The organism is Aeromonas intestinalis (assembly GCF_054052485.1).
In genome coordinates, this window is the sequence record NZ_JBSTYK010000011.1 from 107565 (window position 1) to 123174 (window position 15610).

The 15610-nt window shown below is 62.5% G+C and carries 15 protein-coding genes and 1 tRNA gene; 9 read left to right on the forward strand and 7 right to left on the reverse strand.

Features of this window, described 5'->3' with window-relative positions; translation table 11 throughout:
- The first annotated feature begins 59 nt into the window (after nucleotides 1–59).
- A complete protein-coding gene (locus ACW5W7_RS15130; protein WP_349921834.1) occupies nucleotides 60–1016 on the forward strand; it encodes a TerC family protein in 957 nt (318 codons plus the stop codon).
- A 55-nt stretch (nucleotides 1017–1071) separates the two neighbouring features.
- Here the strand turns inward: ACW5W7_RS15130 and alr are convergent, their stop codons facing one another.
- A complete protein-coding gene (gene alr, locus ACW5W7_RS15135; RefSeq protein WP_349921835.1) occupies nucleotides 1072–2298 on the reverse strand; it encodes an alanine racemase in 1227 nt (408 codons plus the stop codon).
- Nucleotides 2299–2471: 173 nt separating this feature from the next.
- Between alr and ACW5W7_RS15140 the strand changes: the two genes are divergently transcribed.
- The gene (locus ACW5W7_RS15140) at nucleotides 2472–2918 is read left to right on the forward strand and encodes a methyltransferase family protein (RefSeq protein ID WP_456502239.1); all 447 of its coding nucleotides are present in this window, start codon (nucleotides 2472–2474) and stop codon (nucleotides 2916–2918) included.
- Nucleotides 2919–2974: 56 nt separating this feature from the next.
- Here ACW5W7_RS15140 and ACW5W7_RS15145 read toward each other — a convergent pair whose 3' ends face one another.
- The 4 genes from ACW5W7_RS15145 to ACW5W7_RS15160 all read right to left on the reverse strand — a co-directional run bounded on the left by ACW5W7_RS15145 (nucleotide 2975) and on the right by ACW5W7_RS15160 (nucleotide 6817).
- The gene (locus ACW5W7_RS15145; RefSeq protein WP_434667268.1) at nucleotides 2975–4240 is read right to left on the reverse strand and encodes a cation:dicarboxylate symporter family transporter; all 1266 of its coding nucleotides are present in this window, start codon (nucleotides 4238–4240) and stop codon (nucleotides 2975–2977) included.
- Between the two features lie 203 nt (nucleotides 4241–4443).
- Nucleotides 4444–4920 (reverse strand): CC0125/CC1285 family lipoprotein, encoded by a 477-nt coding sequence (locus ACW5W7_RS15150; RefSeq protein ID WP_456502240.1) that lies wholly within the window; start codon nucleotides 4918–4920, stop codon nucleotides 4444–4446.
- Nucleotides 4921–5045: 125 nt separating this feature from the next.
- Nucleotides 5046–5122: transfer RNA gene (locus tag ACW5W7_RS15155), tRNA-Pro, on the reverse strand.
- A gap of 351 nt (nucleotides 5123–5473) precedes the next feature.
- Nucleotides 5474–6817, reverse strand: coding sequence for a dihydroorotase (locus ACW5W7_RS15160; protein WP_434667274.1), 1344 nt, complete (start codon nucleotides 6815–6817; stop codon nucleotides 5474–5476).
- A gap of 79 nt (nucleotides 6818–6896) precedes the next feature.
- Between ACW5W7_RS15160 and ACW5W7_RS15165 the strand changes: the two genes are divergently transcribed.
- Complete coding sequence (locus ACW5W7_RS15165) at nucleotides 6897–7772, forward strand: 6-carboxytetrahydropterin synthase (RefSeq protein ID WP_349921840.1); 876 nt, start codon at nucleotides 6897–6899, stop codon at nucleotides 7770–7772.
- A 74-nt stretch (nucleotides 7773–7846) separates the two neighbouring features.
- Here ACW5W7_RS15165 and ACW5W7_RS15170 read toward each other — a convergent pair whose 3' ends face one another.
- Nucleotides 7847–8479 (reverse strand): LysE family translocator, encoded by a 633-nt coding sequence (locus ACW5W7_RS15170; protein WP_456502241.1) that lies wholly within the window; start codon nucleotides 8477–8479, stop codon nucleotides 7847–7849.
- A 158-nt stretch (nucleotides 8480–8637) separates the two neighbouring features.
- Nucleotides 8638–10650, reverse strand: a complete 2013-nt coding sequence (locus tag ACW5W7_RS15175; RefSeq protein WP_349921842.1) for a methyl-accepting chemotaxis protein — start codon at nucleotides 10648–10650, stop codon at nucleotides 8638–8640.
- A 254-nt stretch (nucleotides 10651–10904) separates the two neighbouring features.
- Here ACW5W7_RS15175 and hinT point away from each other — a divergent pair, with 254 nt between their 5' ends.
- From hinT to ACW5W7_RS15205, 6 genes are all read left to right on the forward strand, one after another.
- A complete protein-coding gene (gene hinT, locus ACW5W7_RS15180) occupies nucleotides 10905–11255 on the forward strand; it encodes a purine nucleoside phosphoramidase (RefSeq protein ID WP_042883127.1) in 351 nt (116 codons plus the stop codon).
- Nucleotides 11256–11299: 44 nt separating this feature from the next.
- Nucleotides 11300–12676, forward strand: a complete 1377-nt coding sequence (locus ACW5W7_RS15185; protein ID WP_456502265.1) for a COG3014 family protein — start codon at nucleotides 11300–11302, stop codon at nucleotides 12674–12676.
- A 70-nt stretch (nucleotides 12677–12746) separates the two neighbouring features.
- A complete protein-coding gene (locus ACW5W7_RS15190) occupies nucleotides 12747–13148 on the forward strand; it encodes a YcfL family protein (protein ID WP_349921843.1) in 402 nt (133 codons plus the stop codon).
- Nucleotides 13148–13744: a penicillin-binding protein activator LpoB gene (gene lpoB, locus ACW5W7_RS15195; RefSeq protein ID WP_349921844.1), complete on the forward strand. Its 597-nt coding sequence runs from the start codon at nucleotides 13148–13150 to the stop codon at nucleotides 13742–13744. The genes ACW5W7_RS15190 and lpoB overlap by 1 nt, the downstream gene beginning before the upstream one ends.
- A gap of 52 nt (nucleotides 13745–13796) precedes the next feature.
- Nucleotides 13797–14633 (forward strand): phosphotransferase, encoded by an 837-nt coding sequence (locus ACW5W7_RS15200; protein ID WP_456502266.1) that lies wholly within the window; start codon nucleotides 13797–13799, stop codon nucleotides 14631–14633.
- Nucleotides 14634–14713: 80 nt separating this feature from the next.
- Complete coding sequence (locus ACW5W7_RS15205) at nucleotides 14714–15574, forward strand: DUF6279 family lipoprotein (RefSeq protein WP_456502242.1); 861 nt, start codon at nucleotides 14714–14716, stop codon at nucleotides 15572–15574.
- The last annotated feature ends 36 nt before the right edge of the window (nucleotides 15575–15610 follow it).

Below are 15610 nucleotides of genomic sequence, written 5' to 3' on the forward strand. Positions count from 1 at the left end.
TCCAAACGCAAACCCACGCCTCTCGGTCGTGGGTTTTGTCGTTTTTGGAGGAGTGAAAAATGGGTGAATGGTGGATGTGGACCGGTTTCTTCAGCATAGTGCTGGTCCTGTTATGGATTGACATACGCTTCGTCGGCGGTGGCAAGGCGCACAAGGTCTCCCTGAAAGAGGCGGGGATCTGGTCTCTCATCTGGGTGAGCGTGGCCCTGCTGTTCAACCTGGCCATCTGGCTCTGGCTGGATCACAGTGCAGGCCGTGAAATCGCCAACCAGAAGGGGTTGGAGTTCCTCACCGGCTACCTCATCGAGAAGGCGCTGGCGGTGGACAACGTCTTCGTCTGGCTGATGTTGTTCGGCTATTTCGCCATTCCGGCCGAGCTGCAGCGCCGGGTGCTGCTGTACGGGGTACTGGGTGCCATCGTGATGCGGGCCGGCATGGTGTTCGCCGGCAGCTGGCTCATCGAGCAGTTCCACTGGATCCTCTACCTGTTCGGCGCCTTCTTGCTGCTGACCGGGGTCAAGATGCTGTGGGCCGCCGACAAGGAGCCGGACTTGGCCAACAACCCGCTGCTGGGCTGGATGCGCCGTCGCTTCAAGGTGACCGAGAACCTGGAAGGGGAGAACTTCTTCGTCTGGCGTGATGGTGTGCGCTACGCCACGCCGCTCCTGCTCATCCTGGTGCTGGTGGAGGTGAGCGATCTCATCTTCGCGGTGGACAGTATCCCGGCCATCTTCGCGGTGACCACGGATCCCTTCATCGTGCTGACCTCCAACATCTTCGCCATCATGGGCCTGCGCGCCATGTACTTCCTGCTGGCGGGTGTGGCGGAGCGCTTTGCCCTGCTCAAATACGGCCTGGCGCTGATCCTGATGTTCATCGGGGTCAAGATGCTGCTGCTGGATGTGTTCAAGATCCCCACCGGCATCGCTTTGGGTGTGGTAGCCCTGATCCTGCTGGCCTCCATGGGGCTGAGTCTCTGGGTGACCCGCAAGAAAGACGGCGTGAAAACGGTCTGATTTCCAAATAAGTAAAAGGGCTCCCGCGGGAGCCCTTTTTTATGTCTGATGGTTATCAGCGCTTGATCTTCTTGGGGTTGGTATAGCCCCAGATGGTGTACATGTCCGCCAGCAGGGCGCCGTTGTACTCTTCCAGATCCGCCTGTTTCACCTCGGCCTCACCCTGGCGGCCGAACAGCACCACCTCATCACCGGGTTTCACTCCCTTCAAGTCGGTCACGTCCACCATGATGGTGTTCATGGAGGTCTTGCCGACCACCGGTACCTTCTGGCCCTGGATCAGCACATAAGCCTTGTTGCTGAGCGCCCGGCGATAGCCGTCGGAGTAGCCGAGCGGCAGGTTCGCCAGCAGGGAGTCGCGCTTGAGGGTGAAGGTGCGGTCATAGCCGACGGTGTTGCCCGCCGGGTAGTGGTTGACCGAGGCGACCTGGGTCTTGAACGCCATGACGCGCTTGTACTCGGTGTAGGAGGGGATGGAGTCACCGTACAGCAGGCCGCCCGGGCGAACCATGTCGAAGTAGGCGTCAGGCACTTCCAGGGTGGCGAAGGAGTTGGCGGCGTGGATGGTGATCTTGCTGCGATCCAGCTTGCCGGCTTCCAGCAGCCACTGGCTGTCCAGCTTGAACTGGGCCAGACCGAGCTTGACGTCCTCTTTCTCCTCCACCGGGAAGTGGGTCATGATGCCGACCGGGGTGATGCCCTGGAGCTTGAGCATGGCCAGGGCCTCATCCTTGGCACCGGACTGGCGCAGGTCGATGCCGTTGCGGCTCATGCCGGCGGAGTTCAGGCCGATGTGCACCGGGATCTTGGTGTTGTGGCGCAGGGCGATGTCGGAGATGCCCTTGGCACTCTCCAGGCTGCCGATGAGCTCTTCAAGCTTGTAGGGCAGGGCCTGCTCCACCTCGTTCGGGGTGGCAGCCCGCACCCGCATCAGTCGGCCTTCGAAGCCCTTCTCGCGAGCGACGCGCGCCTCTTCGTTGCTGGCGATGCCGATGCAGGGGATGCCTGCCTTGACCACGGAAGGCACCAGCAGATCGATGCCGTGACCGTAGGCGTCCGCTTTCATGATGGCGCAGATCTGCGGCCCCTTGTCACCGAGGCGATCCTTGAGGGTCTGGATGTTGTGTTCGAATGCGCCCAGATCCACTTCCAGCCAGGCATTGGTGGCAGTCTGCTCCTGGCCGTTGCGGGTATCGCTGGCCAGCGGCAGGTAGGGGGCGGCGACCGCCTGACCGGCGAGCAAGCCGAACACCAGGGTGGCGAGCAGGGTTTTCTTGTGCATGGGATGTAACCTTCTTATTGTTGAGGTTGAAAGCGTCCGGGTATGGACGCGGACGTCAGTCGCTTGGGAAATTATTCGTATGTGGATGATATTTATCCATTTTTTTTCAATGCGACGACTGCGGGAGTGTATCTCATTGGCGCCATTCGTGGCACAGGTTGCAGGAAGAAAAAATGCGTTTCGAGCCGCGGATCCCACCCTTGTTGCTGTTTGTCATCATCGTGCTCGCCATGGGGTTTGGCGCGGGGGAGGGCGGCGGTCTGGGGGGCTGGTCGATCATCGCGATGATCCTGGCCTTGGTGGGAGCCGCGCTCGGTCTGGGGGCGCTCACGCAGTTCGCCCGCCAGCGCACTACGGTCAATCCCATCCGCCTGCAGCAGAGTCGGGCGCTGGTGACGCTGGGGGTCTATCGCATCAGCCGCAACCCCATGTATCTGGGGCTGTTGTGCTGGTTGATGGCGCTGGCCTGCCATCTTGGCGGTTTGTATGTCTGGCTCGGCCCGCTGGTGTTTTTCGGCTGGATGACCCGTGTCCAGATCCCGGCGGAGGAGCGGGCCCTGCGCGCCCGCTTCGGGGTCGCTTATCTGCACTACTGCCGACGAGTGCGGCGCTGGTGCTGAGGCGCATATAAACAGAAAGACCCGCCGTGGCGGGTCTTTTTTCATGGGGCATCGTCTCACGCCTTGGCGAGTTCGGCCTTTGCCTCTTGCAGGGGCTGGCCTTCCCCCAGGCTGTCTTCGGTCTTGGCCACCACGCTGGCGGCGATGGCGTTGCCCAGCACGTTGGTGGCGGAGCGGCCCATGTCCAGGAAGTGGTCGATGCCGAGCAGCAGCAGTATGCCCGCTTCCGGGATGTGGAACTGGTTGAGGGTGGCGGCGATCACCACCAGGGAGGCGCGCGGAACCCCGGCCATCCCCTTGGAGGTGACCATCAACAGCAGCAGCATGGTGATCTGCTGGGCCATGGAGAGCTCGATGCCATAGGCCTGGGCGATGAACATGACCGCGAAGGTGCAGTACATCATGGAGCCGTCCAGGTTGAAGGAGTAACCCATGGGCAGCACGAAGCTGGCGATGCGCTTGTCGCAGCCAAACTTTTCCAGCCTGTCCAGGGTCTTGGGGTAGGCGGCCTCGGAGCTGGCGGTGGAGAAGGCGAGCAGTATGGGCTCGCGGATCATGGCGAGCAGAGTCAGTATGCGGCGGCGAATGAACAGGCTGCCCATCAGGATCAGCAGCAGCCAGAGGCAGGCCAGGGCCAGGTAGAACTGGGCCATGAAGCTGCCGTAGGTCACCAGGATGCCGAGCCCTTCCTTGGCCACCATGGCGGAGATGGCGCCGAACACGGCGAAGGGGGCGAAGTTCATCACGTAGCCGGTCACTTTGAGCATGATCTCGGCAGTGCTGGCCATCAGGGTGACCACGGGGCGAGCCAGATCGCCGAGGGCGGCGGCGGCCAGGCCGAAGAAGAGGGAGAACACCACGATCTGCAGGATCTCGTTGGTGGCCATGGCCTCGATGACGCTTTTCGGGATGGCGTGGGTGACGAAGTCCTTGAGGCTGAGTGCGCTGGCGGCCACCCCCGAGGTGGCGGTGTCATCGGGCAGGGAGAGGGAGAGGCCCACACCCGGTTGCATCAGGGTCACCATCACCAGCCCCAGGGTCAGTGACATCAGCGAGGCCAGCATGAACCAGCCCAGGGTCTTGGCACCGATGCGACCCACGGTGCGGGTATCCCCCATCTTGGCGATCCCGACCACCAGGGTGGTGAACACCAGGGGGGCGATGATCATCTTGATGAGGCGCAGGAAGATGTCGGTCAAGATGGTGATGTTGCCGGCAAAATCGGCAGCCTCTGCCGGTGCCAGCAGGCGATAACCCTGGCCGGTGGCAATGCCGAGCAGCATCGCGATCAGAATGGCGACGGTCAATTTGTTCATTTTCATGGGGGGATCCCAGTCTCTGTGTGCTGTCGTGTGTAGGGGGCGAAGGGCGCCACCTTAGTCCTTTTTTGTGATCCGGACCATGGAATCCTGGTCGCCGGTGTGCTGGCAGAATGCCTAATCGCACCAAGGAAATCCAGCGGCTTATAGTGGGTTTTTTAGATGATGTTAGATGTATGTGATATGGATCTTGCGATTAACCAATATTAATCACTGTTTGTTTTCATTTTTGCGAGATAAGACGCTTCCAGGCTCCGATCGTTCAAGGGGTGGTCCCCGAGGGAGAAGGTCAGCAGGGCCGAGGTGCGGTGCTCGACGTGCATCTCGTCCATGAAGGTATCGGGTTCGTACTCATCGAAACCGAACTGGGGGCGAGTGGGGCTGACCCTGACCGGATCCCGCGCCAGGGTCAGCTCTTGCACGTTGACCCAGGCATGGCCCCGTGCCAGCGCCATCTCTCCCGCCCGCTTGAGCACATACTTGCGGGCCAGTTCCCTGTCCACCAGATCGTTGCCGACGAACTCCAGCTGCCATTTGTTGGGCCCAAGCTGGGTCTGGGAGAAACCCGTCTGACCGTTCCAGAAGGACTTCTCGCTGTCATAGGGGGTGGCGCAGCCAGCGAGCTGAACAAGCAACAGGGCGCACAGGGCGAGGCGTGAAAGAGGAGAGCGGGGGAGCGACATCTGGGCAATCCGGGCAGAAGAGAGTGCCTCACTACAGCACAACGGGCTGAGGGAGACAATGAGGGCGGCCCGGCGCCATAAAAAGAAAAGGCCTTGTCGTCTGACAAGGCCTTTCTCGGGGAATTTGGTCGGTGTGAGAGGATTCGAACCTCCGACCCTCTACACCCCATGCAGATGCGCTACCTGGCTGCGCTACACACCGACGAGGTCAGCTCGGCTGACGGGGGCTGAGTTTATGGAGATGGGCAGGTCCTGTCAACAGGGTAAATGGCACGCCGAGACTGTTCGCCTGCTTTGCGAGCAACTTCGGATCAAAGTGCGACCAGTCGCTCAATCTGACGCCATCATTCCGTCTCGCCGGCCAAAAAAACGGCCACCCCGTGGGTGGCCGTCCGGCGCAGTGAGCGCGTACCTTGCGTGAAGGTGGCTCAGCGGTTGAAGGTCAGTCGCTTGCCCAGCACCTTGTCGGTGACCTGACCGTTCTGCCAGGCGATCTGGCCATTGACCAGGGTCATTTCAACGATGGCGCTCTGGAAGCGGTTAACCTCTCATATCAACGGTTGAAGGTCAGTCGCTTGCCCAGCACCTTGTCGGTGACCTGACCGTTCTGCCAGGCGATCTGGCCGTTGACCAGGGTCATTTCGATGGTGCTCTGGAAGCGATAACCGTTGAACGGGGACCAGCCGCAGAGATAGAGCAGGTTGCTGTCGTTGACCACGTAGGGCTTGCCGAGATCCAGTAGCACCAGATCGGCGAAGTAGCCCTCGCGGATGTAGCCGCGATCCTGCACCTGGAAGCGCTCGGCCACCGCGTGGGAGGTCTTCTTGACGATGGTCTCCAGGGAGAACACTCCGTTGTGGTAGAGCTCCAGCAGGGCCTGCAGGGAGTGCTGTACCAGGGGCACGCCGGACGGCGCCTTGAAGTAGCTGTTCTGCTTCTCTTCCCAGGTGTGGGGCGCGTGGTCGGTGGCGATGATGTCCAGCACGTCGTTGCGCACCGCATCCAGCAGGGCGTGTTGATCCGCCGCGCTCTTCACCGCCGGGTTGCACTTGATCTGGCTGCCCAGGGTGTCGTAATCCGCTTCGTTGAAGAAGAGGTGGTGCACGCACACCTCGGCGGTGATGTTCTTGTCCTTGAGATCCTTCAGATCCGGGGTAGCGGTGAAGAGCGACAGCTCCTTCGCCGTGGTCAGGTGTAGCACGTGCAGCTTGGCGCCGTATTGCTTCGCCAGTCCCACCGCCATGCTGGAGGACTTGTAGCAGGCGTCGGCGCTGCGGATGCGGCCGTGTTCGCGCATCGGCACATCCTCGCCCCACTTGGCGCGGGCCTCGTCTTCCAGCACCTTGATGGAGGGGGTGTCCTCGCAGTGGGTGACGATCATCACCGGGCTCTCGCGGAAGATGGCCGCCAGGGTCTCCTGATTGTCCACCAGCATGTTGCCGGTGGAGGCCCCCATGAAGATCTTGATGCCACAGGACTGCTTGGGATCGAGCTTCTTGATCTCTTCCAGGTTGTCGTTGGTGGCACCCAGGTAGAAGCTGTAGTTGGCGGCGGCGGAGTTGGCGGCTATCTGGTATTTGGCTTCGAGGACATCGATGGTGGTGGTCTGGGGATTGACGTTGGGCATTTCCATGAAGCTGGTGGTACCACCGGCCACGGCGGCCCGGGATTCACTGGCGATGGTGCCCTTGTGGGTCAGGCCGGGCTCGCGGAAGTGGACCTGGTCGTCGATCATCCCGGGGATGAGGTGACGACCCGCGGCATCGATCACCACCGCATCCGGGGCGCTGATATCGGGGGCGATGCGGGCTATCCTTTCCCCCTCGATCAACACGTCGGAAGCATAGATGCGGCCTTCGTTGACCAGGGTGGCGTTCTTGATAAGCAATTTGTTCATGGGGGGTTCCAGTTCCTTTGCCGATAATCCGGGGTCATAATATCCCAAACTGCACTTTCTCTGTAGCAAGGTCTGAGTGATGAAGTTATTTGTAAGAGATTTGACCGTTATCGACTCCAGCTATCTGTGTGAACGCCGTGGCATGGTGGGGGAGAGCTGGCTGGTCGATATCGAAATGAGCGGTGAGCTCAACGAGATGAGCATGCTGCTGGACTTTGGCCGGGTGAAGAAGCTCATCAAGTCCATCATCGACGACGAGGTGGATCACAAGCTGCTGGTTCCCACCGGCAGCGCCCTGGTGCAGATGGCCGAGCTGGACAATGGCGAGTGCACCGTGGATCTGCTGCGTCCCCACCGCTCCATCCATCTGCGCTGCCCGGCCCAGGCGTTCGCCTTCATCCCCGCTCCCCAGGTGGACAAGGAGTCGGTAACCCACTACCTGCTGGGCGTGCTGGCGACCCGTTTGCCGGGCAACATCAAGGATTTGTCGCTGACCTTGCGCTCGGAGCGCATCGATGGCGCCTTCTACCACTACAGCCATGGCCTGAAGAAGCACGACGGCAACTGTCAGCGCATCGCCCACGGTCATCGCTCGCCTGTCGAAATCCTGGTGGATGGGGAACGGGACGAGGAGCTGGAGCTGAACTGGGCCGAGCGCTGGAGTGACATCTACCTCGGTACCGAAGAGGACAAGGTGTCCCTGTCCGAACTCGATTTGAGTGAACAGGCCAAGGCCCAGCTGGGTGCGCATCACCTGGGCTTCAAGTACGTGGCTCCCCAGGGGCTGTTCCAGCTCGCCATGCCGGCGGCGGAGGTGGAGATGATCGACACCGACACCACCATAGAGCTGCTGGCCCACTACATCGCCCGCGAAGTGAAGAAGCAGGTGGGTGACAAGTTCGTGAAGATCGTCGCCTATGAAGGGGTGGGCAAGGGCGCCATCGCCTACGCCTGATCGGGCACCCAGCACGTATCAAGCAAGGCTCCCGATGGGGGCCTTTTTGTTGCCTGTGTGCCGGTGGCCAGGAGTTAACTGCGACCCTGTGCCAGCAGACGCACCGCGAGCAGGCCCAGTACGGTGGCCATCAGATAACGCTGCACCGCGAGCCAGAGCCGGTTACGGGCAAACCAGCCAGCGATATGGGCGGCAGAAAGCGCGACTCCCAGGTTGACGGCGGCGCTGATGAGCAGCTGCACCGCGCCGAGCTGCAGGCTCTGGCCGAGCACGGATCCTGCCTCGGGGCGGATGAACTGGGGCAGTACGGAGAGATAGAAGATGGCCACCTTGGGGTTGAGCACGCTGGTGAGCAGCCCCATCAGAAACAGCCGGCCGGGGGAGTGGGCCGGCAGGGCCGAGGGCTCGAACGGCGAGCGGGAGCCGGGCCGAATGCCCTGCCAGGCCATCCACAGCAGGTAGAGGGCACCGGCGACCTTGAGCAGCTCATAGCCCATGGGGATCGCCATGAAGAGCGCGGTCAGGCCGACGGCGGCGCACAGCATGTGGACGCTGAAACCGAGCACCACGCCGCCCCAGGACATGATGCCCGCCACGCGCCCCTGACAGAGGGAGCGGGAGAGCAGGTAAATCATGTTGGGGCCCGGGGTCAGGGCCATCAGCAGGGAGGCACCGGCAAACAGCAGCAGCTGGCTGAGGGAGATCATGAGGGCATCCTGAGAACAAACGGGCCAGAAGGCAGGGTCATCTGGCTATGCTGACGCAGGGGCGGGCCGCTGTCCGTGACCGGGCGCAGGCTTTCAATGTTTACTGGCGGGGGAGAATGAAACAGGGGCCCGCAGGCCCCTGATGTCGCATGCGCTATTCAGGCACTGAGCCGGAAGCGCTGCACCAGCCCCTCCTGCTGCTCGGCCAGGGAGTCGAGCTGCTGGCTGGTCTCGGCCACCTTCTCGATGCCCTGATAGTTGAGATCCGAGATGTCCGAGATGCGGTTGAGGTTGGTGGCGATGTCGGCGCTGGTGGCCTGCTGCTGCTCGGCGGCGGAGGCTATCTGGCTCGACATGTCGCTGATGAGCACGACGATGCCCTGCACCTCTTCCATGGCGTTGTTGGCCTGGGAGCTCTGATCCATGCAGCTGTCCATCTCGCGGGAGCACTCCTGCATGACGTTGACCGCCCGGGCGACCCCCTGTTGCAGGTTCTCGATCATCTGCTGGATCTCGCTGGTGGACTGGGCGGTACGGCCCGCCAGGTTGCGCACTTCATCCGCCACCACCGCAAAGCCGCGACCCTGCTCGCCGGCACGGGCCGCCTCGATGGCCGCGTTGAGGGCCAGCAGATTGGTCTGTTCGGCAATGCCGCGAATGACGTCCAGAATATTGCCGATCTGGCCGCTCATGGCGCTCACGTCGCCGATCACGGCGCCGGTTTGCTGCAACTTGCCCGCCAGCTGGTGGGTGGTGGTGATGTTGCCAGCCATCACCTTGCGGCCCATTTCGGAGGCCTTTTCCACGTCCTGAACCCGTTCCAGGGTCTGGTTGGCGGCCTGGGCCACTTCCCGCACCGAGGCTTCCATCTGGGTCATGGCGGCGGCGACCGAGGCGGTCTCCTGGCGCTGCTTCTCGAGATCGGCGCGCACGGATTCCGTGGTGTGGCGGTTGTCGTGGGCGGCGCTGTTGAGCTGGTTGGAGGCTTGGGAGAGCTGCTTGAGCACATCCCCCATCTGCTGGATCAGCAGGTTGACCTGGCTGCCGAGCTGACCAAACTCGTTCTGACTCTTGAAGCCGACCCGCTGGGTCATGTCGCCCTGGGTCACCTCGGTCAGCACCCGCAGCAGCTCCTTGAGAGGGCGGCGGATGGCCTTGCCGAGGGTGTAGGCCACCAGAATGGCCACCAGGATGGCGATGACGATGCTGATGGTCTGGGTAAGGGTGCTCTGGGTCTGCACCCGATCCGAGGCCTGGATGCTGGCGTTCATGAGCTGCTGGCTCTGGGTGGTGATCCCCTCCAGCTTGTTCTGGATGGCGACGATGAGCTGGCTCGCCTGCTTGCTCTGCTCGCGCATGGCCTGCTGCTGCTTCATCAGCGCCAGGTATTGGGCGAGTACCCCTTCGTTGCCCGTGGTGTCGCGCACGAACCCATGGACGTAGTGGCCCATGTTGTTGTCGAAGTCCTGGAGCTCACCCTGCAGATCCTTGATGGTGCTGTTGAAGCTCTCGATCTGCATCTTGTTGCGCTTGAGTGCACTCTCGATGGGGGCCGGGATGCTCTGGTTCAGGGCATCCATGGTGGAGAGTTCGATGGCGGAGAGCTTGGTGGTCAGGGTCTCGGAGAGCATCTTGATGAAGCTGTCGTCGATGGAGACCATCATGTCACCCAGGTTTTTCTTGAACTGGGGCAGGCTGACTTGAAATTGTCCCTTGGCCTGGTTCACCTTGTGCAGCCGGGTGAGCAGGGCCTCGTGTTCGGTGGGCAGGGTCTGGGTCAGTTGCAGGTAGTCGGCCACCAGCTTGGTCAGGGCCGTCATCTCTCCTTGCAGCTCAGGATGGGCTGCCACCTGGGCCTTGAGGGTCGCCAGCATCTGGTCGACCTGGGCCTGAGCCTGCTGCAGCTCGGCCACTTCCCCGGGCAACAGCTTGGGATCCTGCTCGGTCAGCACGTCGGTGAGCCACTTGTTGGCGCTGAGGAGGCTGATCTGGGTCTGGCTGCTGGCGATCACCAGCGGCATGGATTGCTGGGTGACCTGACTCAGGGCCCCATTGAGCTCGCTCTGGCTGCGAAAGGTCAGTGCTGCGCTGGCGACCATGACGGCGACCAAGATGGCAAAGCCCAAATAGACTCTCTGTAAAATGGAGAGGTCTGACATTGTTTGTTTCATTATTGTCCCGCTGTCGATGCAAAAGTCCCTTGCCTGAGTACCCCGTCCTTTTGGTACCCTGCATGCCCTGTGGTCATGCCTCTGGTACGGAAGACGTCTCCTTGGCTATCGGTATTTTTAACAATAACTGAAGGGATTTGGACAACGGCTGTGTCAAATATCGGCTTGTGTCACACTTGGCGAGCCTCGGCGGCATTTTTGGGATTCGCTTGGGGTTCGTGTAGAATTTTCTTTTTCATATAAAGGAGTTACCCATGGCGCAAGAAACCATTTTCAGCAAAATCATCCGCAAGGAAATCCCCGCCGACATCCTTTATCAAGACGATCTGGTGACCGCGTTTCGCGACATCCAGCCCAAGGCCAAGACCCACATCCTGATCATCCCGAATGTGCTGATCCCCACGGTCAACGACGTGGAACCCGATCATGAGCTGGCCCTTGGCCGGATGTTTACCGTGGCCCGCAAGCTGGCGAGCGACGCCGGGATCGCCGAGGACGGCTATCGCCTCATCATGAACTGCAACCGTCATGGCGGGCAGGAGGTGTACCACATCCACCTGCACCTGGTCGGTGGTCAGCCCCTGGGACCCCTGCTCAGCCTGTGATCCGTGCCGTCTCCACTGCCGGCCTGTTGTTGGCCGGCCTGTTGATGGGGGGCTGCGCCTCCCACTGGCAGGATCTTTTCGTCTCCTATTCCGATCAGATGGTGCCCCAGCGCAACCTGCTGCTGCAGGGCAAGGCCGCTGATGCCTTGTCCGAGGTGCGTGACTCCACCCTGGGGGATGACACCTATGTGCTGGATCGGCTGGAGCAGGGGCGTATCGCCTGGCTCGCCAGCCAGGATGCGGCCAGCAAGCAGGCCTTCGCCGCCGCCGACAGCCGTCTCGCCTGGGAAGATAACCAGGCCCGCTATCGGCTGAGCCGTGGCCTGGCCCAGGCGGGCAGCCTGCTCACCAATGATCAGACCCTGGGATATCTGGCGCCGGATTACGAGCGCACCATGCTGCATCACTATCTGGCCCTCAACTACCTGCAGCGGGGGGAGCTGGAAGGTGCCCAGGTGGAGGTGCGCCGGGCCAATCAGGTGCAGGAGCAGGCCCTCAAGAGTCGGGCCGACGAGGTGCGTGCGGTCAAGAAGGAGGCGACGGCGGCGGGGGACGAGGCGCAGATGCGCCAGCTCATGTCGCGGGGGGCACCGAGTCTCGACCGCCTCATCGGCCAGGTGAAGAACGGTTTCCAGAATGCCTATACCTTCTATCTCTCCGGGGTGCTCTACGAGGCGAGCGGGGATCTCAACGACGCCTGGGTGGATTACCAGCGGGGTTATCAGATAGCGCCGGACAACCGGAGTCTGCAGGATGCCCTGCTGCGTCTGGCTCGGCTGCGGGGCTCCCCGGACGAGATCCGTGACACCGAGAAGAGAGTGGGCCGCAAGGCCCCGCCGCTCGTCAAGGATCAGGGCCAGCTGGTGGTGTTGTTTGAAGATGGCCTGATCCCGGCGCGGCGGGAGCTGTTCCTGCCGCTGCCCATCGCCACCTCGGGCGGGGATTTTCGTACCTTTACCGTGGCGGTCCCCTATTACGACAATAGGAGCGCTAGTACCGGTCCCCTGACGGTGAGCCTTGGCAACCGTCACCAGCAGACCAGCTCCCTGGTGCGGCTCGAGGCCTTGGCCGCCAAGGATCTGCAGGAGCGGTTGCCCGGCATGTTGAGCCGCCAGGCCCTGCGACTGCTGGCCAAGGAGCAGCTCAGACGCTCCGCCGCCAAAGAGGGGGGGGATGTGGGCAACATTCTGGTCGGCATCTTCAATACCCTGTCCGAGCGGGCCGATACCCGCAGCTGGCTGACCCTGCCGGCGGAGGCGAGCAGCTGGCAGGCCATGGTGCCGGCGGGGGAGGTGAGTCTCACCCTGGGGGCGGGCAGCGCCCTGCGCACACTGCCACTCAGGGTGCACAGCGGGCGCACCACCCTGGTGTGGGTGCAGCGCCTCGGCGCCGGTTTGACGACCCGGGTGATGCCCATCTAGCGGGGGCTGCCCCGCCACGGGATAACGAATGCTCCCCCTGGGGAGCGATACACAGCGTGAGGTGATGATGATGAAAGCCCCGATGGCTGCCCTGGCCTTGACACTGCTGCTGTCGGCCTGCAGCACCAATACCTCCGGCGTGGCGCTCTATGCGCCGGCAGGGGGCGCGGCGACCCTGGAGACCCACAACGGCTCTCTGGATGCGACCCTGACCGAACAGAGCCGGCGTCAGCAGAACGGCCTGTTGCAGGTCAACGTGATCCTGACCAACACCCAGTCCGGGGACAACCATCTGCAATACCTGTTCTACTGGTACGATGGCAGCGGCCAGGAGGTGGCCAGTGATGGTCGCGGCTGGACCCCCATCAAGCTCCACGGCCACCAGAGCCGAACCCTGTCTGCCCTGGCGCCCAATGGGAGCGCCCAGGGTTACAGGGTCTATGTACGCGAAGTGATTGAGGAATCGAACTGATGAAAATGAATCATGCCCTGCTGATCCTGAGTGGCGCCCTGCTGCTCGGCGGTTGTTCCAGCACCACCGTCAGCTATGGCGATCCGACCGAAACCGAGACGGTGACCGTGGATTACGGCTCAAGCGACCTGCAGGCCATCGCCGACAAGATGGCGGACTCCATGCTGAGCTCGCCGGCCACCAGCGAGATCACCGCAGGGGGACGCCCCGTGATGTTCATGGACTCCATTCGCAACAAAACGTCGGAGCACATCGACACCGAGGCCATCACCGATACCCTGCGCACCAAGCTGCTGCGCTCCGGCAAGTTCCGCTTCGTCGACATGAGCAAGGTGGCGGCGGTCAAGCAGCAGCTGGAATACCAGCAGGGCAGCGGCATGGTGGATCCCGCGACCATGGTGCGCATTGGCAAGCAGACCGGTGCCCGTTACATGGTCTATGGCAACCTCGCCAGCATCGTCAAGGACAACGGCAAGGTGAAGGACGTCTACTACCAGATGACCATGAACCTGATGGATCTGGAAAACGGCGAGCTGCTCTGGGCCGATCAGAAAGAGATCCGCAAGCAGGCGAAGACCTCCACCTTTGGCTGGTAAGCCAGCTGGGGGAAACGGGGCCGCGCAGGCCCAGCGCGGCGATCTCGCCGAGCTGAGCCTGCTCGCCAGCCTGCCCGCTCCCTGGCGTGAGGGGCGCCTCGCGCCCCTGGGGGAGGGGCTGACCAACTGCAACTACCGGCTGACGCTCCCCTCGGGGCAGTGCGGTTTCTTGCGCTGCGGTCACCCGGATCCGGTGCGCCTTGGCATCGACCGTGCCACCGAGTGGCAGCTCTATCAGGGGGCCATGGGGCAGGGGATCGCCTTGCCCTGTCATCACAGCGATCCGGCCACGGGCCTGATGCTGCTGGCCTGGTGCGAGGAGCCGAACTGGCTGCTGGCCCCGCCGCCACCGGACGAGCAACCCCGGCTGCTGGCCGAAGTGCTCGGCCGCATGCACCGTTTGCCGGTGCCCAGGGTGGTGATGGCGGTACGGGCCCACGCCAGGGGGTATCGTGATCGGCTGGCCCAGGTGCCGGAGTGGCTGCCTGCCCTTGAGCGAGCCCTGCTCGCGAGTCGGGAGCCGGACGATTGCTGGCTCCCTTGTCATCACGATCTCAATCCGGCTAACTTGTTGGGGCGAAAGCCCTGGGTCATCGACTGGGAGTATGGTGCCGCCGGTCACCCGGGTTTCGAGCTTGCCAGCATAGTGCGCACTCACCACTGGAACGAAGAACAGCAGCGCCAGTTGGAGAGCTGCTATCTTGAAGGCATAGGGCTTGAGGGCGCGGGAGAAGGGCATAAGCTGCTCAATGGCAAGGGATTTCAGGCCGAGGCCTTCCTGCCATGGGTCGATTACATCGGGCTGCTGTGGGGGCTCTTGATGGCCGAGCAGCAGCCAGGGCCCGATTATCAGGCGCTGATCGACAAGAACCGCCGCCGCCTGGAATAGGGGGAGCGGACTTGCCGATCAAGGGGCTCACCGCTGATTCACTCGACACGACGCTAGTATCTCAACGATTGGAGGCATGCATGCGAACCACCTTCTCATGGCGTCACCCCCGCAGCTGGAGCCTGCTGCTGCTCTGCCTGCTGCTGACGGGTTGCGCCACCCGGGTCATCTACTACTGGCTCGACTCCGCCATCGTCTGGCAGCTCGATGACTACTTCTCTTTGGATCGCAGCCAGAAGAAGCTGCTGGATACCGAGGTGAAGGGGCTGATGGCCTGGCACCGCCAGCATGAGCTGCCCATCTACGCCAGGGATCTCGACGCCCTGGCCAAGGCGGTGGCGAGCCCCATGACCCCGGAGCAGGTCTCCCTGCATCTGGACAAGACCCAGGCCAGCCTGACCCGCACCCTGGAGAACGCCATTCCCCGCACCGTGCGCCTCGCCCGTACCCTGACCGATGCCCAGGTGGCCCACTTCATGGGGGACAGGGTGAAGCGCCAGCAGGAGCGCCAGCACGATTTTGCCACCGAGTCGAAGGCCGAGATGCTCAAGGGCTTTCGGGAGAAGATGAGCGAGCGGCTGGTGTTCTGGATTGGCAAGGTCAAGCCGGCCCAGGAGCCGCTGATCGCCCAGTGGGCCGAGTGGCAATACGAGATGATGGGCCCCTGGCTCGAGTTTCAGGGAGCCTGGACCCAGGAGCTGGACAGGCTGATGAAGCAGCGCCAGAGCCCGGACTTTGGCAAGGAGCTGACCCGCTTGCTGCAACAGGGGGACGGCCTGATGGACGGCCGCTTCACCGGCTATACCGATCAGTCCCGCCAGCGCACCGTCCAGTGGCTGAGCGACCTCAGTCAGTCGATGGATCTCTCCCAGCGGGCGCACCTCTACACCCTGCTCAAGGACTACGCCGAAGACTTCGAGGAGATGACGCGGGGGCGCTGAGGATCCCGTGTCCGCATCGCGAGGGCGGCAGGCTGC

Coding starts and splice junctions, on each gene's coding strand:
- ACW5W7_RS15185 (WP_456502265.1), top strand. CDS start 11,300: ATGGGGGGCTGCGCCTCCCACTGGCAGGATCTTTTCGTCTCCTATTCC.
- ACW5W7_RS15170 (WP_456502241.1), bottom strand. CDS start 8,479: ATGATCTCCCTCAGCCAGCTGCTGCTGTTTGCCGGTGCCTCCCTGCTG.
- ACW5W7_RS15190 (WP_349921843.1), top strand. CDS start 12,747: ATGAAAGCCCCGATGGCTGCCCTGGCCTTGACACTGCTGCTGTCGGCC.
- ACW5W7_RS15150 (WP_456502240.1), bottom strand. CDS start 4,920: ATGTCGCTCCCCCGCTCTCCTCTTTCACGCCTCGCCCTGTGCGCCCTG.
- ACW5W7_RS15130 (WP_349921834.1), top strand. CDS start 60: ATGGGTGAATGGTGGATGTGGACCGGTTTCTTCAGCATAGTGCTGGTC.
- hinT (WP_042883127.1), top strand. CDS start 10,905: ATGGCGCAAGAAACCATTTTCAGCAAAATCATCCGCAAGGAAATCCCC.
- ACW5W7_RS15160 (WP_434667274.1), bottom strand. CDS start 6,817: ATGAACAAATTGCTTATCAAGAACGCCACCCTGGTCAACGAAGGCCGC.
- alr (WP_349921835.1), bottom strand. CDS start 2,298: ATGCACAAGAAAACCCTGCTCGCCACCCTGGTGTTCGGCTTGCTCGCC.
- ACW5W7_RS15205 (WP_456502242.1), top strand. CDS start 14,714: ATGCGAACCACCTTCTCATGGCGTCACCCCCGCAGCTGGAGCCTGCTG.
- ACW5W7_RS15175 (WP_349921842.1), bottom strand. CDS start 10,650: ATGAAACAAACAATGTCAGACCTCTCCATTTTACAGAGAGTCTATTTG.
- ACW5W7_RS15145 (WP_434667268.1), bottom strand. CDS start 4,240: ATGAAAATGAACAAATTGACCGTCGCCATTCTGATCGCGATGCTGCTC.
- ACW5W7_RS15165 (WP_349921840.1), top strand. CDS start 6,897: ATGAAGTTATTTGTAAGAGATTTGACCGTTATCGACTCCAGCTATCTG.
- ACW5W7_RS15140 (WP_456502239.1), top strand. CDS start 2,472: ATGCGTTTCGAGCCGCGGATCCCACCCTTGTTGCTGTTTGTCATCATC.
- lpoB (WP_349921844.1), top strand. CDS start 13,148: ATGAAAATGAATCATGCCCTGCTGATCCTGAGTGGCGCCCTGCTGCTC.